This window comes from Streptomyces sp. NPDC001270, assembly GCF_042896695.1.
Taxonomy (GTDB): domain Bacteria; phylum Actinomycetota; class Actinomycetes; order Streptomycetales; family Streptomycetaceae; genus Streptomyces.
Window position 1 is genome coordinate 41,538 of the sequence record NZ_JBIAXM010000004.1, and the last position, 25,484, is coordinate 67,021.

Consider the following 25,484-nt stretch of genomic DNA (forward strand, 5'->3'; position numbering starts at 1 on the left):
CTGTCACCGATCTGCTCTACGGTGACGCCCATGCGCATGCGAACCGGACTCGCCACGTTCACCGCCGCGCTGGGAGCGGCCACCTGCCTCACCGTCGCGGGGACCACCGAGGCGGCCGTCCCCGCGACGGGCGGTGCCTGCTCGCCCGCCGTGTCCGCCGACCGCTTCTCGGACGCGCTCGACAAGACGACGTACGACGGAACGTTCGTCGGCAACCTCTCCGCGCTCGCCGTGGACTCCGACGGCTCCCTCGCCGCCCTCTCCGACCGCTCCACGCTGTTCGGGCTGGACGCGACGACCCTCCGGCCGACGTCGGCCGTCCCGCTCACCGACGAGAAGGGTGCCGCGCTGGACTCCGAGGGCCTGGTCGTGGACGGCGACGGGACCCGGCTGGTCACCTCCGAGACCGAGCCGTCCGTACGCCGCTACTCCCGCGACGGCCGGATCCTCGGCCGGCTGCCGGTCCCGTCCGCCCTGCGGGTCGCCCCGGCGGGCCGCGCCACGCCCAACCAGACCTTCGAGGGCCTGACCCTGCTGCCCGGCGGCCGTACCCTGCTCGCCGCCATGGAGGGCGCGCTCTCCGGCGACGCCGCCGACACCGTCCGCTTCCAGACCTGGCAGCGGACGAAGGACGGCCACTTCCGCCTCTCGGCGCAGTACGCCTACCGGACCGACCCGGGTCTTGGCGTTCCCGAGGCGCAGGCGACCCCGGACGGCCGGCTGCTGGTCCTGGAGCGCGGCTTCACCGAAGGCGTCGGCAACACCGTCCGCCTCTACCTGGCCGACCCCCAGCACGCCACGGACGTCAGCGACGTCGAGAACCTGACCGTCGGGTCCGGCGTGCGGCCGATCCGCAAGACCCTGCTGGCGGACCTCGTCACCTGCCCGTCCCTGGGTGCCACCGCCAAGCAGCCCCAGCCCAACCCCCTCCTCGACAACATCGAGGGCATGACGATCACCGGCCGGGACCGCACCCGCCTGAAGATCCTGCTGGTCAGCGACGACAACCAGAACCCGGCACAGACGACACGGTTCTACTGCCTCCGCGTACGCCTCTGACCAAACCCCGACCAGCCCAGGCGCCCCATAGGGGCGCGGGGAACTGCGCGCCCAGCCATGGACGGCCTGCGGACGTCTGGCGCTGTGTTCCCCCGCGGCGGTGCGGCGTCGGCACCCCGTCGGACCGCCGCCCGCAGCGGAGCGCAGCCCAGGCGCCCCATAGGGGCGCGGGGAACTGCGCGCCCAGCCACGTACAAGCCGCAGACGGAAGACCCCCACCCCCCCGGCCGGAGCGGAAACTCCACCCCCGCAGCCCACCCCGGGAAAACCCCCACCTCCCCGGCGCCGCCAACACCCCCCACCCCCCACACCCCGCCCAACCCAGCGGAGCGCTTTGTTGCGGCGGGATGAAATCCGGTGCTCAGCGCGTTGGTGCTGTGCGGGAGACCAGGATGAAGGGGAGGCACCGGGGTGACACCTCAACGGGGATGGGCGCGGCGGCTGGCGGGATACGCCTGGCGGTATCCCAAGGACGTCGTCCTGGCCCTGGGCGCCTCACTGGCGGGCATGGCCGTGATGGCACTGGTCCCGTTGGTCACCAAGGTGATCATCGACGACGTGATCGGCGGCCACAGCCGCGCCATGGCCCCCTGGGCGGGCACCCTGATCGGTGCCGCCGTGGTGGTCTACGTGTCCGCCTACGTGCGCCGCTACTACGGCGGCCGGCTCGCCCTCGACGTCCAGCACGATCTGCGGACCGACATGTACGGGACGATCACCCGTCTCGACGGCCGCCGCCAGGACGAGCTGTCCACCGGCCAGGTGGTCGGCCGCGCCACCAGTGACCTCCAGCTGATCCAGAGCCTGCTGTTCATGCTCCCGATGACCATCGGGAACGTCCTCCTGTTCCTGGTCTCCCTGGTCGTCATGGCCTGGCTGTCGCTGCCGCTGACCCTGGTCGCGCTCGCCGTCGCCCCCGCGCTCGGCTGGATCGCCCGGCGCAGCCGCACCCGGCTGCATCCCGCCACCTGGTACGCGCAGGCCCAGGCCGCCGCCGTCGCGGGCGTCGTCGACGGTGCCGTAAGCGGCGTACGCGTGGTGAAGGGCTTCGGGCAGGAGGAGCAGGAGACCGGGAAGCTGCGCGAGGTGGGCCGCCGGCTGTTCGCGGGGCGGCTGCGGACGATCCGGCTGAACAGCAGGTACACACCCGCCCTCCAGGCCGTCCCCGCCCTCGGCCAGGTCGCCATGCTGGCCCTCGGCGGCTGGCTCGCCGTGCGCGGGCACATCACCCTCGGTACCTTCGTCGCCTTCTCCACCTACCTGGCCCAGCTGGTCGGCCCGGTCCGGATGCTCGCCGTGGTGCTCACCATCGGCCAGCAGGCCCGCGCCGGCACCGAACGCGTCCTGGAACTGATCGACACCGAGCCCGGCCTGCGCGAGGGCATAAAGACGCTGCCCGCGGACGCGCCCGCGACCGTCGAGTTCGACGACGTGTCCTTCGGATACGACCCGCAGCACCCCGTCCTGCGCGGGCTGAGCTTCGAGATACACGAGGGCGAGACCCTGGCCGTGGTCGGTTCCTCCGGCTCCGGCAAGTCCACGGTCTCCCTGCTGCTGCCGCGTTTCTACGACGTCACCCACGGCGCCGTCCTGATCGGCGGCCACGACGTGCGCGAGCTGACCCACGACTCCCTGCGGGCCGCCATCGGCCTGGTCCCCGAGGACTCCTTCCTCTTCTCCGACACCGTGCGCGCCAACATCGCCTACGGCCGCCCGGACGCCACCGCCGAGGAGGTCGAGCTGGCCGCCCGCGCCGCCCAGGCGGACCGCTTCATCGCGGAACTGCCCGGCGGCTACGACACCAAGGTCGGCGAACAGGGCCTCACCCTCTCCGGCGGCCAGCGCCAGCGCATCGCGCTCGCCCGCGCCCTGCTCACCGACCCGCGGCTGCTGGTCCTCGACGACGCCACCTCCGCCGTGGACGCCCGGGTCGAGCACGAGATCCACGAGGCGCTGAAGCAGGTCATGGCGGGCCGTACGACCCTGCTCATCGCGCACCGCCGCTCCACCCTCGGCCTCGCCGACCGGATAGCCGTCCTCGAAGACGGCCGGCTCGCCGACCTCGGCACCCACGACGAACTCCAGGAGCGGTCCGCCCTCTACCGCCGCCTCCTCACCGACCCCGACGAACTCGGCGGCGTCTCCCCGGGCCACACCCGCCCCGCGGCGCTCCCGGAGGACACCTCCGTCCGCGCGGAACTCGACGCCGAGTTCGACGCCGAGCGCGGCGTCACCCCGCGCCTGTGGACCGGCGACCGCGCACCGAAGGACACCGCCCTCGCGGGCACCCCGGCCACCCCGGACCTGCTCGCCCAGGTCGACGCGCTGCCCCCGGCCGACGACACCCCCGGCATCGACGAGGCGCGGGCCGTGCGGCCCGAGCGGTCGTACGGCCTGCGGCTGCTGCTGCGCGGCTTCGGCCCGCCCCTGCTCGTCAGCCTGCTGCTCGTCGCCGTCGACGCCGGCATGGGCCTGCTGCTGCCGGTCCTGATCCGGCACGGCATCGACCAGGGCGTCACCCGCATGGCGCTCGGCGCCGTCTGGTCGGCCTCGCTGCTCGCACTGGTCGCGGTCCTCGCGCAGTGGGTGGCGCAGATCGGCGAGACCCGGATGACCGGCCGCACCGGCGAACGCGTCCTGTACTCCCTGCGTCTGAAGATCTTCGCCCAGCTCCAGCGGCTCGGACTCGACTACTACGAGCGGGAGCTGACCGGCCGGATCATGACCCGGATGACCACGGACGTGGACGCGCTCTCCACGTTCCTGCAGACCGGCCTGGTCACGGCGTTCGTCTCGGTCGTCACCTTCTTCGGCATCATGGTCGTCCTGCTGGTGATCGACGTACAGCTCGCGCTGGTCGTCTTCGCCACCCTGCCGCCGCTGATCGTCGCCACCTTCTTCTTCCGCCGGGCCAGCGTGAAGGCGTACGAACTGGCCCGTGAGCGGGTGTCGGTGGTCAACGCCGACCTCCAGGAGTCGGTGTCCGGGCTGCGGATCGTGCAGGCGTTCCGGCGCGAGCGGGACGGGCTGCGCCGGTTCACCGAGCGCAGCGACAGCTACCGCGGTGCCCGCATCCGCGGCCAGTGGCTGATCTCCGTCTACTTCCCCTTCGTCCAGTTGCTGGCCTCGGTGGCCGCCGCGGCTGTGCTGATCGCGGGCGCGGGCCGGATCGAGGCGGCCACCCTGACCACCGGCGCCCTGGTCGCCTACCTCCTCTACATCGACCTGTTCTTCGCCCCGGTCCAGCAGCTCTCCCAGGTCTTCGACGGCTACCAGCAGGCCACCGTCTCCCTCGGCCGTATCCAGGAGCTGCTGCGCGAGCCGACGTCCACGAAGGCCGCCGGCGCACCGCTCGACGTGCCCTCCCTGCGCGGCGACCTGGCCTTCGAGAACGTCGACTTCGCCTACCGCGCCGACGGCACCGACGAGCCCGGCGAGGCCGCGCTCACCGGGATAGACCTGCGGATACCGGCCGGGCAGACCGTCGCCTTCGTCGGCGAGACCGGGGCCGGCAAGTCGACCCTGGTCAAGCTGGTGGCCCGGTTCTACGACCCGACCGGCGGCCGGGTCACGATCGACGGGAGGGACCTGCGCGACCTCGACCTCACCGCGTACCGCCACCGGCTGGGCGTCGTCCCGCAGGAGGCGTACCTCTTCCAGGGGACCGTCCGCGACGCCATCGCCTACGGCCGTCCCGACGCCACCGACGCCGAGGTGGAGGCCGCGGCCCGCGCGGTCGGCGCGCACGACATGATCGCCCGGCTCGGCGGCGGCTATCTGCACGAGGTCGCCGAGCGGGGACGCAACCTCTCGGCGGGCCAGCGCCAGCTGATCGCGCTCGCCCGCGCGGAACTGGTCGACCCGGACGTGCTGCTCCTCGACGAGGCGACGGCCGCCCTCGACCTGGCCACCGAGGCGCAGGTCAACCAGGCGACCGACCGCCTCTCCGGCCGCCGTGCCGCCCCCTCGTCCGCCGACGACCAGCCCGCACGGAGCGCGGCGCGCACCACGCTGATCGTCGCCCACCGCCTCACCACCGCCGCCCGCGCCGACCGGGTCGTGGTGATGGACCACGGACGGGTCGCCGAGGACGGCACCCACGAGGAGCTGCTGGCGCTCGGCGGGCGGTACGCCGAGCTGTGGCGGACCTTCGTCGGCCAGGCCGAGCCGGAGGAGCCGGTCGGCGCTCTCGGCTGAGGCCGCCCGGCCGCCCGGTCCGCACACGTCGCCGCCCCCCCGGCCGCCTCGGCGGTGAGGCAACCATCTGACGGGTGTCGTGCGTCCGTACATCAGTACGTGACATCAGTACGTGACATCCGTACGTGCTCTGCCGTCCGACAGCCCCTGCCCGATCCTTGTCCGGCGGCCGTGACCTGAGAGGGACGAAACAAGTGGCCAGTGGTGCGATACGCCGGCGTCTGGTGCTCGGGGCGGCCGTGCTGGCCGCCTCCGGGGCACTCGCGCTCGCGGTGCCCGGCGGCGCCCAGGCGGCGGACGAGCTGTGCGCCGGGCGTGTGGTGAAGACCCTGCCCTTCGCCACCGGCTCCGTCCACGTCTACAAGCGCGACGGCTACGTCTGCGCGGTCACCCTCCCCGGCAAACCCGGCGGCAAGCGCACCATGTCGGTCAGCGTGCAGGCCCGCGGCAACCGCCCGGTCGTGGACAAGGGCCGCTACGTGTACCGGGCGGGCCCGGTCACCGTGCACGCCGGGCACCGGTGCGTACGGGTCACGGGCTCGGTGGGCAGCGGCTCGGTGAGTTCCGGCTGGATCCTGTGCTGATGCCACTCACGGAGGACGCCACCCGCTCGGCGGCCCCCGCGCATTCCGGCGGGCCGCCTCCTGCTCGGCCCCCGTCGGCCCGCTGACCTGGTGCTGAGCCAAGGCCCCCTGGTGTGAAGCGAGTTGCTCCGATAGCTTCCGGCGCACATCTGCCTCACAGGGAGGGTGCATGCGTAAGGCGCTCAGATGGCTGCTCGCGCTCGCCGTGCTCATAGGCACGCTGAGCACGGCGGGGACGGCCACCGCCACAGCCCGGTCCGCAGCCAGCACCGGCAGCACGGACATCAAGGAACAGCTCCTCGCGATACCGGGCATGAGCCTGGTCGAGGAGAAGCCCTACACCGGCTACCGCTTCTTCGTCCTCACCTACACCCAGCCGGTCGACCACCGGAACCCGTCCAAGGGCACGTTCCAGCAGCGGATCACCGTGCTGCACAAGGACGTCTCCCGCCCGACGGTCTTCTACACCGGTGGCTACAACGTCTCCACCACCCCCAGCCGCCGCGAGCCGACCCAGATCGTGGACGGCAACCAGGTCTCCATGGAGTACCGGTTCTTCACCCCGTCCCGGCCGTCCCCCGCCGACTGGTCGAAGCTCGACATCTGGCAGGCGGCCAGTGACCAGCACCGCATCTTCCAGGCCCTGAAGAAGATCTACTCCGCCAACTGGATCGCCACGGGCGGTTCCAAGGGCGGCATGACCGCCACCTACTACGAGCGCTTCTACCCCCGCGACATGGACGGCGTCGTGGCCTACGTGGCCCCCAACGACGTCGTCAACAACGAGGACTCGGCCTACGACCGGTTCTTCGCGGGCGTCGGCACCAAGGAGTGCCGGGACCGGCTGAACGCGGTCCAGCGGGAGGCCCTGGTGCGCCGTCAGCCGCTGGAGCGGACCTACGCCGCCTACGCCGCCGGCAACGGCTCCACCTTCGCCACCATCGGCGGCCTGGACCGCGCCTACGAGGCCGTCGTCCTCGACTACGTCTGGGGCTTCTGGCAGTACAGCGGCCTGTCCGCCTGCGACACCGTCCCGGCGGACGCCAAGAACGCCTCCGACCAGGAGATCTGGGACTCCGTCGACACGATCTCCGGCTTCTCCGCCTACACCGACCAGGGCCTGGAGACGTACACGCCGTACTACTACCAGGCGGGTACGCAGCTGGGCGCGCCGACCATCCGCTTCCCGTACATCGAGAAGAAGTACATCAAGTACGGCTACCAGCCGCCCCGGAACTTCGTGCCCCGGTCGATCCCGATGACGTTCCAGCCGAACGTGATGCGCGAGGTGGACACCTGGGTCCGCCACAACGCCACGCACATGCTGTTCGTCTACGGCCAGAACGACCCCTGGGGAGCCGAACCGTTCCACCTCGGCAAGGGCGCCCGGGACTCGTACGTCCTCACCGCGCCCGGCATGAACCACGGCGCGAACGTGGCCGGTCTGGTGGCCGACGAGAAGACGCTCGCCACGGCCCGCATCCTGGACTGGGCGGGTGTCGCGTCGACCGCGGTCCGGGCGGACCCGTCGGCGGCCGAGCCGCTGGCCCGCTACGACGCCCGGCTGGACGCACGTGACGTGGAGCGCGAACCGGCGCTGCGTCCGTGACGCACGGGGCCGCGCCCGCCCCCGCGGGCGACGGGCGCGGCCCATCCCGGCGCCCGAAGGGGCACGGGGTCCTACCGCCGCCGCGGCGGAGCGCCTAGTACGTCAGCCCGTGCCCGATCGGATACAGCACCCGGGCCGGGTCGTCCGCCCGCTGTACCGGCACCGGCAGCCTGCCTCGGGGCGCGACCCGTCCGGCGATGACCCGGGCGGCGGCGCGCAGTTCGACGTCGGTCCACGAGTAGGTCGCCAGGCAGGCCGGTACGGAGGGCAGTTGGGCGACGTCGTACGGATTGCGCACGGCGACGGCCACCACCGGCCTCCCGGTGGCGAGCAACTGCGCGACGAGGGACTTCTGGGTACTCGTCGCCGAGACGTTGTACGTCGCCACGACCACCGCGTCCGCGTCCCGCGCGGCGGCCACCGTCCGGGTGACGGCGTCGGCGGAGGGGTCCGTGCCGGTGGAGAGCGCGGTGGCCGTGAAGCCCAGTTCGGTGAGGGCGGCGGCCAGGACGCCGGTGGGCGGGCCGGTCGTACCGGACGGGGAGGCCGGATCGGCGCCCACCACCAGGACCCTGCGCTGCGTCCGGTGGGACAGCGGGAGCACGCCGCCCTCGTTGACCAGCAGGGTCGTCGTCCGCTCGGCGATCCGGTCGGCGGTGGCCAGATGCGCGGCCGTGCCGACGGTGCGGCCGACCCGCTCGGCGTCGGCGTACGGGTCGTCGAACAGGCCCAGCCGGGCCTTGAGCCGCAGGATGCGCAGGATCGACTCGTCGAGCCGTGCCTCGGTCAGTTCGCCCTCGCGCACGGCGTTCAGGACGGCGTTCCAGGCCACGTCGAGCGTCGGCGGGTTGAGCAGCTGGTCGACGCCCGCCTGGAGCGCGAGCACCGGCACCCGGTCGTCGCCGTACTTGGTCCGCACGCCCTCCATGCCGAGGGAGTCGGTCACCACGACCCCGTCGTAGGCCAGTTCGCCGCGCAGGATGCCGGTGAGGATGGGCCGGGAGAGGGTGGCCGGGTCGCCCGAGTCGTCGAGGGCCGGGAACTGGATGTGCGCGGTCATGATCGAATCGATGCCGGCCCTGATCGCGGCCCGGAAGGGGACCGCGTCCAGCTCCTCCCACTGGTCCCGGCTGTGGGTGATCACGGGGAAGCCGTAGTGGCTGTCGACGGCGGTGTCCCCGTGCCCGGGGAAGTGCTTGGTGGTCGCCGCGACCCCGGCCGACTGATATCCCGTCACCTCGGCTGCCACCAGCGCGGCGACGGCGTCCGGGTCGGCCCCGAAGGACCGTACGCCGATGACCGGGTTGGCCGGGTTGACGTTCACGTCGGCGTCGGGGGAGTAGTCCTGGTTGACGCCCATCGCGCGCAGTTCTTCGCCCGAGATCCGGCCCAGGGTGCGGGCGTCGGCACGGGAGCCGCCCGCGCCGAGCGCCATCGCACCCGGGAAGAGGGTGGCGGGCTTGCCGATCCGGCAGACGGCGCCGTGCTCCTGGTCGGTGGCGATGATGACGGGCAGCCCGCGGGGCTGGTCGAGGGAGGCCCGCTGGATGCCGTTGGACAGCTCCGCGATCTGGCGCGGGTCCCTGGTGTTGTGCGCCCAGGTGAAGTAGATGATGCCGCCGACGCGGTACTTGGCGATCAGCTCGGCGGCGGTCCGTACACCGATCTCGTTCAGGTTGGCGTCGATGTCGGCCTGGTCGGGGGCGGTGGCCGAATGCCCGTACACCCGCATGACGAAGAGCTGGCCGACCTTCTCCTCCAGGGTCATCCGGGAGATGAGGGCGCGCAGCCGTCTGTCGCTGGGACCGGAGTCGGCGTGCGCTCTCCCGCCGACGGTGAGCGCGGCCGTGACACCCGCGGTCGCGGCGAGGACGGTACGTCTGGAGGGGCGGGCGGTGTTTCCCGGGCTCGTGTCGGGCACGTGCGCTCCTTCCGGAGGGGGATCCGTGGAGATGCGTGGTGATCGGCTGAAGGAAACTTCCGAGGTGTCACCAATATCCGGGAAGTTTCTGCCAGTCAAGGGAGCACACACCACCCGGCGCGCCAGCGCCCCCCACCACCGGACCATGACCGCGCCGGCCCGGCACCGGCACCGGCACCGGCACCGGCACCGACTCCGAACGGACGCAGCACTGCCCGGCAGAAGGGGCGCGCCGTGGGGCTACGCCGCCTCGCTCAGCAGTCGTACGAGGTGTTCGCGGCCCGCGCCCAGCAGGTCCGGCAGCGGGGCGGCGGCTTCGTACCACCGCTTCTCGTACTCCCAGCACAGCCAGCCGTCCCAGCCGTCCCGGCACAGTACGTCCACGCACTCGGTCAGCGGCAGCACACCGGCACCGAGCGGCAGCGGGGTGGTGTCCTCGGCCGAGGCGACGTCCTTGACCTGGACGTAGCCGAGGTAGGGGGCGAGCGCGGCGTAGGTCTCCGAGGGCTGTTCACCGCCCAGCCAGGTGTGCATCACGTCCCACAGCGACCCGACCTGACGGTCGTCCACCGCACCGAGCACCCGGGCCGCGTCGGCTCCGGTGCGGTGCGAGTCATGGGTCTCCAGGAGGATGCGGACGCCCAGCGAGGACGCCCGCTCGGCGGCGCGGGCGAGCCGCCGGACGGCCGCCGCGTCGGCGTCCGCCGCGGGCTGGTCGCCCCCGCCGGGGAAGACCCGGACGTACGGCGCGCCGACGTCATGGGCGAGTTCGAGGAGGTGCTGGAGTTCGGCGAGCACCGGCTCGTCGGCGCCGGGCGCGGCGACCCGCGGGTACCCGGCCAGGCCCAGCACCTCGATCCCGGCCGCCTTGAACGCGGCGGCCACGTCCGCACGTTCGGCGGGCCCGAGGCCCGGATGGACCGGCTCCTCCGGATGGGCGCGCAGTTCGACGCCGTGGTAGCCGTGCGCCGTCGCGAGGGCCAGTACCTCAGATACCGGCAGTCCGGGGACGCCGAGGGTGGAGAACGCGAGCTTCATGACGATGGACCCTACTCGTCACTCGCCCGTCGCGCGCAGATCGAGCCGCCAGTCCTGCCCGACCAGGTCCTGGCCGAAGGAGCGGTGCGGCTTCTCGGCGACCAGGACGAAACCGTGCCGCTGGTAGATGCGCCGGGCGGCGCCGAGCACGTCGTTGGTCCACAGCACCAGGTCCCGGTAGCCGACCCCGCGCGCGAAGTCGACGACGGCGCCGACCAGCCGGTCTCCGACGCCGAGCCCGCGCGCTCCCGGCTCCACGAGGAGGAGCCGCAGCCGGGCGGTCGCCGGGGCCTCGTCCCGTACGCACATCACGCACCCCACGGGCCGCCCCCGCCCGCCGTCCGCCTCGTCCTGGCCGAAGGCCCCGGGCAGTTCGGCGATCCACACCCGTTCCAGGTGCGGGTCGTGGTCCTGCGCGAAGTCGGCGACGATGCGGGCGACCAGACCTTCGTAGTCCGCGTTCCACCCGTACTCGGCGGCGTACAGGGCGGCGTTGCGCTGCACGATCCAGCCGAGGTCGCCGGGGCCGGGCTCCCGCAGGACCACGTCGTCGGCGTCCTCGCGGTCCCCGGGGCTCGCGGCCCGGCCGTCCCCGAGGATGCTGCGGATGGTGTGCATGGCCTCCGCGAGACGGGACCGGTCCCCGGGGCGCACGGCGCCGAGCAGCGAGCCGACGGCCTCCCGCGCCCGCTCGTCCAGCAGCGCGGCCGTCTCGCGCCCGCGCGGGGTGAGGCCGACGCGCCGCCGCCGGGGATCCTTCTCGGAGGGGGCGCGCTCGATCAGCCCACCCTGCTCGAACTTGTTCAGGATCCGGCTCAGGTAGCCCGCGTCGAGGGACAGCTCGGCACGGAGGTCGGCCGCGTCCGTACGGCGGGAGTTGGCCAGCTCGTACAGGATGCGGGACTCGGTGAGGGTGTACGGGGCGTACAGGTGGCGGCCGTAGTCGAGGGCGCCGATGACGTTCGTGTAGAAGCGGTTGAAGGCGCGGAAGTCCTGGACGGTCATGAGGCGGCCTCGGTGTCCGATGGATGATCCGGTCGAAAAATCTCTGACTCAGTCAGAGATGGTGTGGTTCGAGCGTACGTCCGCGCCGGACCGCCGTCCAGCGGACGGGCCGACGTCCCCCGCGCTTTCCGACGGCGGGGCGACGTCCCGGCGACAACCCGGCGACCCGGGTCATGACTTGGCCAACATCTTCCCGCGCGTTGTCGCCCTGTTCACCGCAGGCCTCTGATGTCCTCGCCATGACGCGCGAAGAGTGGGCGACGGACCTGTGGCCGGCCCACAGGATCTCTCATGAAGGGGACACCATGGCCGAGTTGACTCGCCGTAGGCTCCTGGGTTCGGCAGCCGGAGCGCTGGGCGGTGCCGCGGCACTCTCGCTGCTTCCGCCGAGCGTCCAGAAGGCCGTCGCGGCCGGGCCGCCGGAGGGCGGTTCGCTGAGCGACATCGAACATGTCGTCATGCTCATGCAGGAGAACCGGTCGTTCGACCACTACTTCGGCACCCTCTCCGGCGTCCGCGGCTTCGCCGACCCGCAGGCGCTCCAGCTCGGCACCGGACGTTCCGTCTTCTACCAGCCCGACACCGTGAACCCGAAGGGGTACCTGCTCCCCTTCCACCTCGACACCCACGCGTCGAGTGCCCAGGCCATCCCGTCCACCAGCCATGCCTGGTCGGTGCAGCACCAGGCGTGGAACAACGGCAAGATGGACCAGTGGCTGCCGGCCCACCGCAAGGCCGACGGCGTCAACGGCCCCTACGTCATGGGCTACTACACCCGCGACGACATCCCGTTCCAGTTCGCGCTCGCCGAGACCTTCACCCTCTGCGACGCCTACTTCTGCTCGGTGTTCGGCCCGACCTGGCCGAACCGGCTGATGTGGATGACCGGTTCGATCGACCCGGCCGGCACCCACGGCGGCCCCATCACCAGCAACAGCGCGCCGTCGCCGTACCGCTGGACGACGTACGCCGAGCGCCTCCAGGCCGCGGGCGTCAGCTGGAAGGTCTACCAGCAGAGCGACGACTACGGCTGCAACCTGCTGGAGCAGTTCGCCGCCTTTAAGAACGCCAAGCCCGGCTCCGACCTCTACGAGCGGGGCGTGCGGCCACAGCCGGAGGGCACGTTCGAGGACGACGCCCGAGGCGACCGTCTGCCGGCCGTGAGCTGGATCATTCCGACCAGCGCCCAGTCCGAGCACCCCGATTACCTGCCCGCGGCCGGCGCCGACTTCGTGGCGTCGAAGATCGAGGCCATCGCCGCGAACCCGGACGTGTGGCGCAAGACCGCCTTCATCCTCAACTACGACGAGAACGACGGCCTGTTCGACCACGTGCCGCCGCCCACACCGCCCGCCGGCACGAAGGAGGAGTTCATCGGCGGCCTGCCCATCGGCGGCGGCTTCCGGGTCCCCGCGATCATCATCTCCCCCTGGACGATGGGCGGCTGGGTGGCCTCGGAGCCCTTCGACCACACCTCGTCGCTGCGGTTCCTGGAGCGTTTCACGGGGGTCGCGGAGCCGAACATCAGCGCCTGGCGCCGGTCCACCTTCGGCGACCTCACCAGCGCGTTCCGCTTCCAGGACGCAGGCCCGCAGGCACCCGGGCTGCCGGACGACACGGCGGCGCAGCTGGAGAAGGCGAAGGAAGAGGTGGCGACGCTGCCGAAGCCGACGCTGCCGGGCGCGAACCAGAGCTTCCCGCAGCAGGAGCAGGGCAGCAGGCCGCACGTGTAGCCCCGGGCCGCGGCCCGCCTGCTTCCCCCCGCACGCAGTGCGGCGGGCGGGCCGCGCACGGCCGCTGGGCCGCACGGCCGCCGGGCCCCGGCCGAGGCGCACGCCGCCGCCGTGGGCCGGGGCGGCGGCGTGCGCCGCGCGCAGACGGACCGGCCGTCAGGGCTGCGGGGGCGGGGGCGTGCTCGTGGAGTGGGGGTGGCGCGCGTCCTGTTCCTGCCCGTCGGTGGCGGACCAGCTGGCGAGCAGCTTCAGGCCGTCCGCGGAGGCGGTCCCGGGCGGTGCGCTGTAGACGACGACGCTCAGGCCGCTCTCGTCGGGCAGGTTCATGGTCTCCTGGTCCAGTTCCAGCTCGCCGACGAGCGGATGGCGGAGGCGTTTCGTGGTCATGCGGAAGACGTGCACGTCCTGGGAGCCCCACATGACACGGAAGGCGTCGCTGCGGGTGGACAGCTCACCGATCAGGTTCGACAGCTCCCGGTCATGCGGATTCCTGCCCGCGCCGACGCGCAGCGCGCCCACGGCGAAGCGGGCCATCCGCTCCCAGTCGGCGTAGAACCGCTCGGCGGCGGGGTGGAGGAACGCGAACCGGGCGACGTTCCCCCCGCAGGCCGGGTCGGCGTACATCTGGGAGTACAGGGCCCGGCCCAGCGGGTTGGCGGCCAGCACGTCGAGCCGGTCGTTCATCACGAACGCCGGCAGCTCCGGCATGCCCTCGACGATCCGCGCCACGCTCGGCCGCACCGATGGCCGGGCCGCCCGCTGCCGGGGCCGCGCCCCGGGCGCGGGGCCGGCGGCGCGGGCGAGGTCGTAGAGGTACATGCGTTCGGTTTCGTCGAGCCGCAGGGCCTGGGCGAGGGCGTCCAGCACACTGTCGGAGACACCCCTGAGGCTGCCGCGCTCCAGGCGCGTGTAGTACTCGACGCTCACCCCGGCGAGCGCCGCGACCTCACCCCTGCGCAGCCCCGGCACCCGCCGCTTGCCGTACGTCGGCAGCCCCGCCTGCTCGGGGGTGATCCGGTCGCGGCGGGAGCGGAGGAATGCGCTGACTGCGTCCCGGTTGTCCATGCGGACAGGGTAGGCGGGCCGCGCCGCGGATGGGGGCCCCTGTCAGTACCCCCCTCGCCGCGCGAGGCCGGGGCCGCGCTCGGCGCCCTCACCGCGCTTCCTTCAGGCGCGGGGCAGCCCGGACGACTCCCGGACCATCAACTCGCCCCGCACCGTCGCGATCCTCCCGGGCGGCGGTTCCTCGCGGCCCATCGCGATACGGCCCGCGCGCGCCCCGGCCTCGGCGAGCGGGAGCCGGACCGTCGTGAGGGAGGGCACCGCGTCGGCGCTGAACGGCAGGTCGTCGAAGCCCACCACCGAGACGTCCTTCGGGATGCGCAGGCCGGACTCCCGCAGCGCGGCGCACGCGCCGAGCGCGACGGTGTCGTTCGCGGCCACCACCGCCGTCAACGAGGGATCCCGGCGCAGCAGTTCCTTCGTCGCCTCGTAGCCGGAGCGGCGGTCGTAGCGGCCGTGGACCGTCCACTGCGGATCCGCGTCGATGCCGGCCGCGGACAGCGCCGCGCGGTGGCCCTCCAGCCGGTGCCGGGTGGTCGTGCGCTCCTGCGGCCCGGCGATGTAGCCGAGGCGCCGGTGTCCCAGACCGATGAGGTGGTCGGTCAGCTCGCGGGCCCCGTCCCGGTTGCCGAAGGTCAGCGCGACGGCCTCGGCGTCCGGTGCGGGCGGACGCCCGCACAGCACCACCCGGGTGCCCGCCTCGGCGAGCCTGCGCAGCTTGGCCGCGACCGCCGCCGCGTGCGGGGCGTCCTCCACGGCGCCGCCGGTGAGCACCACCGCCGCGGCCCGCTGCCGCTGCAACAACGTCAGGTAGGTCAGCTCGCGCTCCGGCGAGCCACCGGTGTTGCAGACGACCGCCAGCCGTTCGCCGCCCGCGCGTCCGCCAGGACCGCCGATCTCGGCCTGGATCGCACCGGCCATGATGCCGAAGAAGGGGTCGGCGATGTCGTTGACGAGGATGCCGACCAGGTCGGAAGTGGCGGCGGCCAGGGCGCTCGCCGGTCCGTTGAGGACGTAGTCCAGCTCGTCCACGGCCCGCAGCACCCGTTCCCGGGTCGCGGCGGCCACCGGGTAGTTGCCGTTCAGTACGCGCGACACCGTCGCGGGGGAGACCTGCGCGCGGGCCGCCACGTCCGCCAGGGTCACCGTCATCTCGTCGTCCTCCGGTCGCGCATCTCGTGGTGCGAGTCGTTCGAGTCGCAAGTCGTCATGGATCGGTATGGATCGGTATGGGTCGGTAGGTACGGGTGATCCCGAGCGGGCGGCCCCGAGCAGACCATACGGCCAACCTCTCGCACCCTCGCCCCCTCGATTCATCCGGAATGGACACACCCCTTGAAAGGACCACTGGTCAGAGGCTAGCTTCCCCAGTGATAGAAAGCGCTTGCTGTTAAGGTGGCCGTGCCTGCCTGCCGTGCGTTCCCGCCCGGCGTGCCGCGCGGCGCATGCCTGCGGGGCGGCCGTGACATACAGGAGAAGAAGGGCCTCGGATGCCCACGAAGGGCTTCGGATGCCCACGAAGGGACTGACGTGACACGCAAGACGGTGCGTATCGCCATGAACGGCGTGACCGGGCGCATGGGCTACCGCCAGCACCTCGTCCGGTCGATCCTCGCCCTGCGCGAACAGGGCGGACTCGACCTCGGCGACGGCACCGTGCTGTGGCCCGAGCCGATCCTGGTCGGCCGCCGCGAGCACGCCCTGCGGGCCATCGCCGAGCGGCACGGCCTGGACCCCGCCGCCAGTGTCTTCACCGACCTGGACGCGGTCCTCGCCGACCCGTCGGTCGACATCTACTTCGACTCCCAGGTCACCTCGGCCCGCGAGGAGGCGATCAAGAAGGCGGTCGCGGCCGGCAAACACATCTACACCGAGAAGCCCACCGCCACCGGCCTCGACGGCGCCCTGGAACTCGCCCGCCTCGCCCACGCCAAGGGGATCAAGCACGGCGTCGTCCAGGACAAGATCTTCCTGCCCGGCCTGCTCAAGCTGAAGCGGCTCATCGACGGCGGTTTCTTCGGCCGCATCCTCTCCGTGCGCGGCGAGTTCGGCTACTGGGTCTTCGAGGGCGACTGGCAGTCCGCGCAGCGCCCCTCCTGGAACTACCGCGCCGAGGACGGCGGCGGCATCGTCGTGGACATGTTCCCGCACTGGGAGTACGTCCTGCACGAGCTGTTCGGCCGGGTCACCTCCGTACAGGCCCTCGCCGCCACCCACATCCCGCAGCGCTGGGACGAGACCGGCAAGCCGTACGATGCCACGGCGGACGACGCCGCGTACGGCATCTTCGAGCTGGACGGCGGAGCCATCGCCCAGATCAACTCCTCCTGGGCGGTCCGCGTCAACCGCGACGAACTGGTCGAGTTCCAGGTGGACGGCACCGAGGGATCGGCCGTCGCCGGGCTGCGGCGCTGCCGCGCGCAGCACCGCTCCGCCACCCCCAAGCCGGTGTGGAACCCGGACATCCCGGCCACCGAGGTCTTCCGCGACCAGTGGCAGGAAGTACCCGACAACGGCGAGTTCGACAACGGCTTCAAGGCCCAGTGGGAGCTGTTCCTGAAGCACGTCTACGCCGACGCCCCCTACCACTGGGACCTGCTGGCCGGCGCCCGCGGCGTCCAGCTCGCCGAGCTGGGCCTGAAGTCCTCGGCGGAAGGCCGCCGCCTCGACGTACCGGAGATCTCGCTGTGACCATCCGACTCCCGGACGCGCACGGCGTGCTGCGGACCCACGAACCGCGCACCGAGCCGCTCGCGCCCACCCCCGGCACCCCCTTCACCTCCCGTACGGTCCTCTCGGCGGCCCACGTCGTCGCCGACCCGTACGCCGACGTCCACCCGGGCTCGCCCGCCGCCGTCGACTGGGACGCCACCCTCGCCTTCCGCCGCCATCTGTGGTCCCACGGGCTGGGCGTCGCCGAGGCGATGGACACCGCGCAGCGCGGGATGGGCCTCGACTGGGCGGGCGCCGCCGAGCTGATCCGCCGGTCCGCGGCCGAGGCGCGCGCGACCGGCGGCCGGATCGCCTGCGGGGTGGGGACGGACCAGCTGACCGCCACCGAGTTCGGCCACCCCTACGGCCTGGACGAGATCCGCGCCGCCTACGAGGAGCAGCTCGCCCTCGTCGAGGAGTCCGGCGCGCAGGCCATCCTGATGGCCTCGCGGGCGCTGGCCGCCGTGGCCAAGGGCCCGGAGGACTATCTGGAGGTCTACGGCCACCTGCTCCGGCAGGCCGCCGAACCGGTGATCCTGCACTGGCTGGGTCCGATGTTCGACCCGGCCCTGGAGGGCTACTGGGGGAGCGCCGACCTGGACGCGGCCACCCACACCTTCCTGGAGGTCATCGCCGCCCACCCCGACAAGGTCGACGGCATCAAGGTCTCCCTGCTGGACGCCCAGCGGGAGATCGCCCTGCGCCGCCGCCTGCCCGACGGTGTCCGCTGCTACACCGGCGACGACTTCAACTACCCCGAGCTGATCGCCGGCGACGAACGGGGCTTCAGCCACGCCCTGCTCGGCATCTTCGACCCGCTGGGCCCGCTGGCGGCCGAGGCGGTACGCGTCCTCGACACCGGCGACACGGACGGCTTCCGCCGGCTGCTGGACCCGACCGTCGCCCTCTCCCGGCACCTCTTCCAGGCGCCCACCCGCTACTACAAGACGGGCGTGGTCCTCCTGGCCTGGCTCGCGGGCCACCAGTCCCACTTCACGATGGTCGGCGGCCTCCAGTCGGCCCGCTCCCTGCCCCACCTCGCCCGCGCCTACGAACTCGCCGACGGCCTCGGCCTGTTCCCGGACCCGAAACAGGCCGAGGCGCGCATGAAGAACCTGCTGTCGCTGTACGGGGTGAACCAGTGAGCACCGCACTCGCCCGCTTCTCCATCAACCAGATGACCGTCAAACAGCTCTCCCTGCCCGAACTGGTCGCCGCGTGCGGGCAGTTGGGCGTGCCCGGGGTGGGCCTGTGGCGCGAGCCGGTCCAGTCGTACGGCGTCGAGGCCACGGCCAAGCTGGTGCGTGACGCGGGCCTGACGGTGACGACCCTGTGCCGCGGCGGTTTCCTCACGGCCGTCGATCCCGAGGAGCGGACGGCGGCCCTGGCCGACAACCGCCGCGCGGTCGACGAGGCCGCCGCGCTCGGCACGGACACCCTGGTCCTGGTCTCCGGCGGCCTGCCGCCCGGCACGAAGGACCTGCGGGCGGCCCGCGAACGCATCGCGGACGCGCTGACGGAACTCGCCCCGTACGCCGAGGACCACGGCGTACGCCTGGCCATCGAACCCCTGCACCCCATGTTCGCGTCCGACCGCTGCGTGGTCTCCACCCTCGCCCAGGCCCTGGACCTGGCCGAGCGGTTCCCCGCGCACCAGGTGGGGGTGACCGTGGACACGTACCACATCTGGTGGGACGACCGGGCCCCCGCCCAGATCGCCCGCGCGGGCGCGGCCGGCCGCATCCACACCTTCCAGCTGGCCGACTGGACCACCCCGCTCCCCGCCGGCGTCCTCAACGGCCGCGGCCAGATCGGCGACGGCTCGATCGACATGCGGGAGTGGCGGGGATACGTGGAGGCCGCGGGCTACACCGGACCCATCGAGGTCGAGCTGTTCAACGAGGAGCTGTGGGCGAGGGACGGACGGGAGGTGCTGGCGGAGACCGCGGAGCGGTTCGTGGAGCATGTGATCGGCTGACGCCCTGACCGCCACCTCACCCACCCGCGCCCCGTCAGGGGCGCGGGTGGCCGCTGCTGCGACTCGACCTGTCGAGGGCTTCGCAGAGCCGGCGGTCCGCTCCCGGGCGGCCGGGCGCGGTGTCGGGTCCGCGGGGCGGGTCGGAGACTCCGCACCGCCCCGGCGGAGCGCTCCCTCAGAAGAACACCCCGCACCGCAGCAACACGTTCGCATACGGGCGGGCCTCGCCGGTGCGCACGATCAGGCGGGCGTCCCCGGAGAGCTGCTTCAGCCGCTCGTGCGGGACCAGGGACAGCCCGGGGAAGTGCCCGTCGAGCAGGGCGAAGGCAGCCGGATTGGCCGCCCGTGTCTCGTCGGCCGCCGTCGCGCCCTCCACCACGAGTTCGGTGAGCAGCCCCTCAAGCACCTCGGCGAACGACGGCACGCCCGCCCGGAAGGCCAGGTCGACCAGGCGCGGGCCGCGCGGGACGGGCAGGCCGACGTCGCACACCAGAACCCCGTCACCGTGCCCCAACTCGGCCAGCGCCCCGGCCAGTTGGCGGTTGAGGATGCCCGCCTTCTTCACAGCGCCTCGACCTCCGGCGCCGTCGGGTACGACTCCTGGGCGCCCTGTTTCGTCACCGCCGCCGCGCCGACCCGGGCCGCGTAGGCCGCCGCCTCGGGCAGGGCGGAGCCCGCGCCCAGCTTCCAGGCCAGCGCGGCGGTGAACGCGTCGCCCGCGCCCGTGGTGTCCACGGCGGCCACCTTCACCGACGGCACCCGGGTGACGCCGTCGGCGTCGGCGGTCAGCGCGCCCTGGGCGCCCAGGGTCACCACCACCGACCGCGGGCCCTTCGCGAGCAGGGCCCGCGCCCAGTCCTCGGGCCGCCCGCCCGCCCCGTCCGCCAGGTCCCCGCCGAGGATCACCTGTGCCTCGTGCTCGTTGACGATCAACGGGTCGCAGGCGGCCAGCACCTCCTCGGGCAGGGGCCGGGGCGGCGAGGGGTTGAGCACGAAGCGACTGTCCGGACCCAGGTTCCGCACCACCTCGACGACCGTCTCCAACGGGATCTCCAGCTGTGCCGAGACCACCCGGGAGGCACGCAGCAGACCGCCCGCGGCCCGTACGTCCGCCGGGGTCAGCCGGCCGTTGGCACCCGGCGACACCACGATGCTGTTGTCGCCGGACGGATCGACGGTGATCAGCGCGACGCCGGTGGGCGCGCCGCCCACCAGGACGCCCGCCGTGTCGACCCCGGCCGTCCGCTGCGAGTCGAGCAGCAGCCGGCCGTTGGCGTCGTCGCCGACCCGGGCCAGCAGGGCCGTACGGGCCCCCAGGCGGGCGGCCGCGACCGCCTGGTTGGCGCCCTTGCCGCCGGGATGGACGGCCAGGTCGGAGCCGAGCACGGTCTCCCCGGCGCCCGGCCGGCGCTCGACGGAGATCACCAGGTCGGCGTTGGCCGATCCCACGACCAGGAGGTCGTAGTCGTACATCGGATTGGCTCCCTGTGGGGTGCGGAGGGATACAGAGGGATGAGGAGGGGGCGAAGGGACGGGGTTGGGGTGTCAGCCGGTGAACCCGTTCACGTTGTCCTTGGTGACCACCTTCACCGGTACCTTCACCGTCTCGTCGATCTTCTTGCCCTTGAGCGCGTCGAGCGCGTTGTCCACCGCGATCTTCCCCAACTGGGTGGGCTGCTGCGCCACCGACGCGTACAGCGTGCCGTTCTTCACGGCGGTCAGGCCGTCCGGGGTGCCGTCGAAGCCGACGACCGGGACCGAGCGGCCGGCCTTCGACCCCAGGGCCTTGATCGCGCCGAGGGCCATCTCGTCGTTGGCGGCGATGACGCCCTGCACGTCGGGGTGGGCCTGGAGCAGGTTCGACATCACGTCGAGCCCCTTGGTGCGGTCGAAGTCGGCGGGCTGCTGGGCCACGACCTGGATGCCCGGGTACGCCTTGAGACCCGCGGTGAAACCGGCGGCGCGCTCGCGGGCGGCGGAGGTGCCGGCCTGCCCCTGGAGGATCACGATCTTCCCGGAGCCGCCCAGCTTCTCGGCGATCGTCCTGGCGGCGAGTTCGCCGCCGGTGACGTTGTCGGAGGCGACGAGGGCGTCCGTACGGGCGTTGTTGACGCCGCGGTCGACGGCGATCACGGGGATCTTCGCCTGGTCGGCGGCCTTCACGGAGTTGCCCGCGGCGTCCGAGTCCACCGGGTTGACGATGATCGCGCCGAGCCGCGAACTGGTGAAGTTCTGCAACTGGTTGGCCTGCTGCGAGGCGTCGTTCTGGGCGTCCGTGACGGTCAGGCCGACGCCGAGCTTCTTCGCCTCGGCCTGCGCGCCCGCCCGGATCTGCACGAAGAACGGGTTGTTGAGGGTGGACAGCGACAGGCCCACCTTCGGGTTGTCGCTGCCGGAGGACCCGTTGTGCAGGAAGGAGGTCGCGCCGACGATCGCCACGGTGACCACGGCCGCAAGACCGTACGACGCCGCCTGCCGGCCCCGGTTGCCACCGCCGCCGCTGCCCGCGCCCTGCGGGACCGTGCCCGCCTTGCGGCGCACGGTGTCGAGCAGCACGGCCAGCGCGATGACGACGCCGATCACGACCTGCTGCCAGAAGGCGGACACGGACAGCAGGTTGAGGCCGTTGCGCAGCACCGCCAGGATCAGCGCGCCGATCAGCGTGCCGAACGCCTTGCCGGTGCCGCCCGCGAGCGAGGCGCCGCCGATGACGACCGCGGCGATGGCGTCCAGCTCGTAGCCGTCGGCCGCCTGCGGCTGCGCGGAGGACAGCCGGGAGGCGAGCACGATGCCCGCGGCGGCGGCGAAGACGCCGGAGAGGGCGTAGATCGCGAGCTTCTGCTTCTTGACACGCAGGCCCGACAGGCGCGCGGCCTCCTCGTTGCCGCCGATCGCGTACATGGACCGGCCGATGTACGTCCGGCCGAGCACGAAGGCCGCGATCAGCCCCATGACGACCATGACCAGCACCGGCACGGGCAGCCAGCCGCCCAGGGTGTCGCCGAGGTGCGAGACCGAGGCGGGGAAGGGGATGGGGGAGCCCTGCGAGATGACCAGGGCCAGGCCGCGGCCCACCGACAGCATGGCGAGCGTCGCGATGAACGGCGGCAGCTTCCCGTACGCGATCAGGAAGCCGTTGACCAGGCCGCAAACGATGCCGGTGACGATCGCGAGGATCACGGCGAGTGCGACCGGCACGCCGTGCTGGGTGGCGCCCCAGGCGAGGACCGTGGCCGACAGCGCGGCGACCGAACCGACCGACAGGTCGATGCCCGCCGAGACGATCACGAAGGTCACACCGAAGGCGAGGATCGCCGTCACGGCCGCCTGAACGCCGATGTTCAGCAAGTTGTCGGTCGTCAGGAAGTCGCCGGACAGGGCCGACAGGACGATGACGAGGACGATGAGCGCGGTGAGCGCGCCGTTTTCGAGCAGCAGGCGGCGCAGGCCACTGCCCGTGGCGCCGCTCGCGTCCGTACGGCTCTTGAGCGTGTCAGTGGCCACGAGCGGCCTCCGTTTCGGTCACAGGAGTGGTCGGGGATTCGGTCGGGGAAGCGGTGGGGGTGCTGACGGCGAGCGCCATCACGGCGTCCTGGGTGGCCTCGCCGGCCGCGAGTTCGCCCGCGATCCGGCCCTGGGCCATCACCAGCACCCGGTCGCTCATGCCCAGGACCTCCGGCAGATCGCTGGAGATCATGAGGACGGCGGCGCCCTGCGCGGTGAGTTCGTTGATGAGCTGGTAGATCTCGACCTTGGCGCCGACGTCGATGCCGCGCGTCGGTTCGTCGAGGATGAGCACCTTGGTGTCGGCGAGCAGCCACTTGCCGATGACGACCTTCTGCTGGTTGCCGCCCGACAGCGTGCCCACCTGCTGGCCGAGGCCCGCCATCCGCACGCCCAGCTGCCCGGCGATCCGTTCCGACGCCCGGTGCTGCCCCTTCCGGTCGACGAGCCCGGCGCGGGTCGCGGTCCGCAGGGTCACCAGGCCGAGGTTCTCCTCGACGGACGCGTCAAGGACCAGGCCCTGGCCCTTGCGGTCCTCGGGTACGAGGCCGATTCCGGCGCTCAGCGCGGCGCTCACGTCGTGCCGCCGCAGCGGCGCCCCGGCGACCCGCACGGCGCCCTTGTCATAGGGGTCGGCGCCGAACACGGCCCGGACCACCTCGGTCCGGCCGGCCCCGACGAGCCCCGCGACGCCCACGACCTCACCGGCGTGCACCTGGAAGCTGATGTCGTGGAAGACGCCGTTGCGGGTGAGGCCGTCCACGGTGAGCAACGCGTCGCCGGTCGCGGGGCGTTCCCGCGGGTACTGCTGCTCGATGGAGCGGCCCACCATGAGCCGTACCAGCTCGTTCTCGGGCGTGTCGGCCGGGACCTGGCCGACGCTCCGACCGTCCCGGATGACGGTCACCCGGTCGCCGAGCGCGGCGATCTCCTCCAGGTGGTGGGTGATGAACACGACCCCGACGCCGTCCTCGCGCAGCCCGCGCACGATGGCGAACAGCTTCTCGACCTCCTCCGAGGTGAGCACGGCGGTCGGCTCGTCCATGATCAGCACGCGCGCGTCCAGGCTGAGCGCCTTGGCGATCTCGACCATCTGGAGGCGTGCGATACCGAGTTCACGGACACGCGCGCGGGGCGACACGTTCAGGCCCACGCGAGCGAGCAGGACCTCCGCGTCCGCCTCCATCTTCTTCCGGTCGATCATCCCGAAGCGGCGCGGCTGGCGGCCCAGGAAGATGTTCTCGGCGACCGTCAGGTCGGGTACCAGGTTGAACTCCTGGTAGATGGTGGCGATACCGAGGCGCTCGGAGTCCTGCGCACTGTGGATGCGCACCTCCTCGCCGCCGGCCAGGATCCGCCCGGCATCGGGGCGGTAGGCACCGGAGAGCATCTTGATCAGGGTGCTCTTGCCGGCGCCGTTCTCACCGAGGAGCACGTGCACCTCGCCGCGGCGCAGGTCGAAGTCGACGCTGTCGAGCGCGACCACGCCCGGGAAGGTCTTGCGAATGCCCTCGATGCGCAGCAACTCGTCCGGGTTGCTCACGACTGGCTCCTGTTCATTACGGGGGACGGCTCTTGCTCTCGCGGAGCCGACGGCTCTCGGGGAGCTGACGGCTCTCGGGAGGCTGACGGCTCTTGGGAAGCCGCAGGCTCCCGGTGGGCCGACTGCTCCCGGCGGCCGGACGACTCTCGGGGTGCGGACGGCTCTCGGGGCGCGGGGACCGGTTCCGCGGGATCCGGCTCGCCGCACGAGCGGCGCACGACGAGCCGGGCGGCGAGGGTGACGGACTCGGCCGCCCGCCCCTCGATACGGTCCACCAGCGCCCGTACGGCGGCCCGGCCCAGGTCGCCCGTGGGCTGGGCGACCGTGGTGACCGGCGGATCGGTGTGCACGAACCACGGGATGTCGTCGAACGCGGCCAGCGCGAGGTCGTCCGGCACCCGCAGCCCGCGCGCGCGGACGGCGTCCAGCGCGCCCAGCGCCATCAGGTTGTCGGCGGCGAAGACGGCCTCGGGCGGCTCGGGCAGGTCCAGGAAGCCCTCGGTGACCCGCCGTCCGCTCTCGGCCTTGAAGTCGCCCTGGCCGATGTAGGCGGCGGGCAGCGGAATCCCGTACTCGGCCATGGCCGCCCGGAACGCCTCGACGCGCTCGCTGCCGGTCGTGATGGCGGCGGGCCCCGCGATGATCGCGAGCCGCCGGTGCCCGAGCCGGTGCAGATGGGCGACGAGATCCCGGATCGCGCCCTGCCCGTCCGCGCGGACCACCGGGACGTCCACGCCCGGGATCCACCGGTCGACGAAGACCATCGGCGTGCCCGACCGCACGGCGTCCAGCATCAGCGACGAGCCGCCGTCGGTCGGCGAGACGAGCAGTCCGTCGATCCGGCGGTCCAGCAGGTTCCGTACGTGATGGTCCTGGAGGTCGGGCCGTTCGTCGGCGTTGCCGATGATGACGCTGTACCCGAGCGCGCGGGCCTCTTCCTCGACGGAGCGGGCCAGTTCGGTGAAGTACGGGTTGAGCACGTCGCTGATGACCAGGCCGAGGGTGTGGGTCTGGTCGGTGCGCAGGGAGCGGGCGACGGCGTTGGGCCGGTAGCCCAGGACGTCGACGGCGGCCAGCACGCGCGCACGGGCGTCCGCGCTGACCGACGGATGGTCGTTCAGGACCCGCGACACCGTGGCGACGGAGACCCCCGCCTCGGCGGCGACGTCCTTGATGCTCGCCATCGCCGTACCACCTCCTTGTGGACACGCTTGAGGACACGTGTGAACACGCCTGTGCACGCCTGTGCACACCTGAACACGCCGTGGAATCGATTACATCGACACGTACGGAGGATTGGAATCGATTACACGGGTCGGAGGCAAGAGGCGGAGGACGGCCGAAACCCAATCGTGACCCGGGGCTGTGCTGAGGTGGGGTCGTGCTGAGGCGGGGCCGCCGTGGGCGTTGCGCCGGGACTGACGCAGCGGAACCTCGACGGCATGGTCATCCGCGCGGACCGTGTCGCCGGCCCCGGCCCCGTCCTTGGCCCCGTCCCCGATGGTGCGGGCCCGTGGTGGTCCGGAAAACACCGGCATC

General features: G+C 72.5%; 18 protein-coding genes. 8 read left to right on the plus strand and 10 right to left on the minus strand.

All coding sequences use genetic code 11. The features are described from left to right. Positions 1-30: 30 nt before the first annotated feature. From ACFY2B_RS08485 to ACFY2B_RS08500, 4 genes are all read left to right on the plus strand, one after another. On the plus strand, positions 31-1,059 hold the full coding sequence (locus tag ACFY2B_RS08485) for an esterase-like activity of phytase family protein (RefSeq protein ID WP_390762384.1): 1,029 nt from the start codon (positions 31-33) through the stop codon (positions 1,057-1,059). Between the two features lie 411 nt (positions 1,060-1,470). Next, complete coding sequence (locus ACFY2B_RS08490) at positions 1,471-5,256, plus strand: ABC transporter ATP-binding protein (protein ID WP_390762385.1); 3,786 nt, start codon at positions 1,471-1,473, stop codon at positions 5,254-5,256. 194 nt (positions 5,257-5,450) lie between these two features. After that, positions 5,451-5,840 carry a hypothetical protein gene (locus ACFY2B_RS08495; RefSeq protein WP_390762386.1) on the plus strand — a complete coding sequence of 130 codons (390 nt, stop codon included), beginning with the start codon at positions 5,451-5,453 and terminating at the stop codon, positions 5,838-5,840. Positions 5,841-6,009: 169 nt separating this feature from the next. Further along, positions 6,010-7,449, plus strand: coding sequence for a S28 family serine protease (locus ACFY2B_RS08500; protein ID WP_390762387.1), 1,440 nt, complete (start codon positions 6,010-6,012; stop codon positions 7,447-7,449). A 94-nt stretch (positions 7,450-7,543) separates the two neighbouring features. Here the strand turns inward: ACFY2B_RS08500 and ACFY2B_RS08505 are convergent, their stop codons facing one another. The 3 genes from ACFY2B_RS08505 to ACFY2B_RS08515 form a co-directional block, all read right to left on the minus strand. Next, positions 7,544-9,370 (minus strand): glycoside hydrolase family 3 protein, encoded by a 1,827-nt coding sequence (locus ACFY2B_RS08505; RefSeq protein ID WP_390762388.1) that lies wholly within the window; start codon positions 9,368-9,370, stop codon positions 7,544-7,546. 240 nt (positions 9,371-9,610) lie between these two features. Continuing rightward, positions 9,611-10,408: a sugar phosphate isomerase/epimerase family protein gene (locus tag ACFY2B_RS08510; protein ID WP_390762389.1), complete on the minus strand. Its 798-nt coding sequence runs from the start codon at positions 10,406-10,408 to the stop codon at positions 9,611-9,613. An 18-nt stretch (positions 10,409-10,426) separates the two neighbouring features. Then, positions 10,427-11,413, minus strand: coding sequence for a GNAT family N-acetyltransferase (locus ACFY2B_RS08515; protein ID WP_390762390.1), 987 nt, complete (start codon positions 11,411-11,413; stop codon positions 10,427-10,429). A gap of 305 nt (positions 11,414-11,718) precedes the next feature. Between ACFY2B_RS08515 and ACFY2B_RS08520 the strand changes: the two genes are divergently transcribed. After that, positions 11,719-13,146, plus strand: a complete 1,428-nt coding sequence (locus ACFY2B_RS08520) for an alkaline phosphatase family protein (protein WP_390762391.1) — start codon at positions 11,719-11,721, stop codon at positions 13,144-13,146. 156 nt (positions 13,147-13,302) lie between these two features. Here the strand turns inward: ACFY2B_RS08520 and ACFY2B_RS08525 are convergent, their stop codons facing one another. Together ACFY2B_RS08525 and ACFY2B_RS08530 are read right to left on the minus strand one after the other, a co-directional pair. Further along, entirely contained in the window at positions 13,303-14,211 is a 909-nt protein-coding gene (locus ACFY2B_RS08525; RefSeq protein WP_390762392.1) for a helix-turn-helix transcriptional regulator, read from the minus strand. Between the two features lie 102 nt (positions 14,212-14,313). Then, the gene (locus ACFY2B_RS08530; protein ID WP_390762393.1) at positions 14,314-15,360 is read right to left on the minus strand and encodes a LacI family DNA-binding transcriptional regulator; all 1,047 of its coding nucleotides are present in this window, start codon (positions 15,358-15,360) and stop codon (positions 14,314-14,316) included. Positions 15,361-15,738: 378 nt separating this feature from the next. Between ACFY2B_RS08530 and ACFY2B_RS08535 the strand changes: the two genes are divergently transcribed. From ACFY2B_RS08535 to ACFY2B_RS08545, 3 genes are read left to right on the plus strand one after another with little or no spacing between them, the layout of a single operon-like run. Further along, on the plus strand, positions 15,739-16,899 hold the full coding sequence (locus ACFY2B_RS08535; RefSeq protein WP_390762394.1) for a Gfo/Idh/MocA family protein: 1,161 nt from the start codon (positions 15,739-15,741) through the stop codon (positions 16,897-16,899). Continuing rightward, positions 16,896-18,065 (plus strand): dihydrodipicolinate synthase family protein, encoded by a 1,170-nt coding sequence (locus ACFY2B_RS08540; RefSeq protein ID WP_390762395.1) that lies wholly within the window; start codon positions 16,896-16,898, stop codon positions 18,063-18,065. The genes ACFY2B_RS08535 and ACFY2B_RS08540 overlap by 4 nt, the downstream gene beginning before the upstream one ends. Before the next feature lie 32 nt (positions 18,066-18,097). After that, a complete protein-coding gene (locus tag ACFY2B_RS08545) occupies positions 18,098-18,898 on the plus strand; it encodes a sugar phosphate isomerase/epimerase family protein (RefSeq protein ID WP_390762648.1) in 801 nt (266 codons plus the stop codon). 175 nt (positions 18,899-19,073) lie between these two features. Here the strand turns inward: ACFY2B_RS08545 and rbsD are convergent, their stop codons facing one another. The 5 genes from rbsD to ACFY2B_RS08570 form a co-directional block, all read right to left on the minus strand. Then, positions 19,074-19,463, minus strand: a complete 390-nt coding sequence (gene rbsD, locus ACFY2B_RS08550; RefSeq protein ID WP_390762396.1) for a D-ribose pyranase — start codon at positions 19,461-19,463, stop codon at positions 19,074-19,076. Next, a complete protein-coding gene (locus ACFY2B_RS08555; RefSeq protein ID WP_390762397.1) occupies positions 19,460-20,371 on the minus strand; it encodes a ribokinase in 912 nt (303 codons plus the stop codon). Before ACFY2B_RS08555 ends, rbsD begins: the two co-directional genes overlap by 4 nt. A 72-nt stretch (positions 20,372-20,443) precedes the next feature. Continuing rightward, positions 20,444-22,402, minus strand: coding sequence for a substrate-binding domain-containing protein (locus ACFY2B_RS08560; protein WP_390762398.1), 1,959 nt, complete (start codon positions 22,400-22,402; stop codon positions 20,444-20,446). Then, positions 22,392-23,945, minus strand: coding sequence for a sugar ABC transporter ATP-binding protein (locus ACFY2B_RS08565; protein WP_390762399.1), 1,554 nt, complete (start codon positions 23,943-23,945; stop codon positions 22,392-22,394). Before ACFY2B_RS08565 ends, ACFY2B_RS08560 begins: the two co-directional genes overlap by 11 nt. Next, positions 23,942-25,129 carry a substrate-binding domain-containing protein gene (locus ACFY2B_RS08570; RefSeq protein ID WP_390762400.1) on the minus strand — a complete coding sequence of 396 codons (1,188 nt, stop codon included), beginning with the start codon at positions 25,127-25,129 and terminating at the stop codon, positions 23,942-23,944. The genes ACFY2B_RS08565 and ACFY2B_RS08570 overlap by 4 nt, the downstream gene beginning before the upstream one ends. Between the last annotated feature and the right edge of the window lie 355 nt (positions 25,130-25,484).